The sequence below is a fragment of the Marinactinospora endophytica genome, assembly GCF_054780875.1.
In genome coordinates, this window is sequence record NZ_BAAGVM010000043.1 from 1 (window position 1) to 658 (window position 658).

Sequence of the window (658 nt, forward strand, 5' to 3'; positions counted from 1 at the left end):
GTGTTGGTGGATGTGGATGGTGCTGCGGGGTCGGCGGGTGTGTTGGCCGGGGTGTTGGGGGTGGAGGGGGAGCCTCAGCTGGCCGTCCGCCAGGGCGAGGTGTTGGTGCCGCGTCTGGAACGCCTGGGTGGCTCGGGGGTGTTGGTAGCGCCTGGGGGTGGTGGGTCGTGGCGGTTGGACAGCACGGCCAAGGGGTCCTTGGAGGGGTTGGAGCTGATCGCGGCTCCCGAGGCCGATCGCGAGTTGGGTGTGGGTGAGGTGCGCATCGCGGTGCGCGCGGCCGGCATCAACTTCCGCGACGTGCTCAACGCCTTGGGCATGTACCCCGGGGACGCCGGCGCGATGGGCGTCGAGCTGGCCGGTGTGGTGACCGAGGTGGGGCCCGGTGTGCAGGACCTGCGCCCCGGCGACCGCGTCATGGGGATGGGCGAGGGGAACTTCGGCCCGTGTTCCATCGCCGACCACAGGATGCTCACCACGGTTCCGGAGGGTTGGGATCTCACCCAAGCCGCCTCGATCCCCAGTGTCTTTGCCACGGCGTGGTATGGGTTGGTGGATCTGGGTGGGCTCAAGGCCGGGGAACGTGTCTTGATCCACGCCGGCGCGGGCGGGGTCGGCATGGCCGCCATCCAGATCGCGCACCACCTGGGCGCGGAGG

Annotated in this window: 1 protein-coding gene; it reads left to right on the plus strand. The window is 70.4% G+C overall.

The features are described 5' to 3' along the window. Positions 1–51: 51 nt before the first annotated feature. Positions 52–658: alcohol dehydrogenase catalytic domain-containing protein (locus tag ACYVHU_RS26695; protein ID WP_498949925.1), on the plus strand; the 607-nt coding region annotated here is incomplete at its 3' end.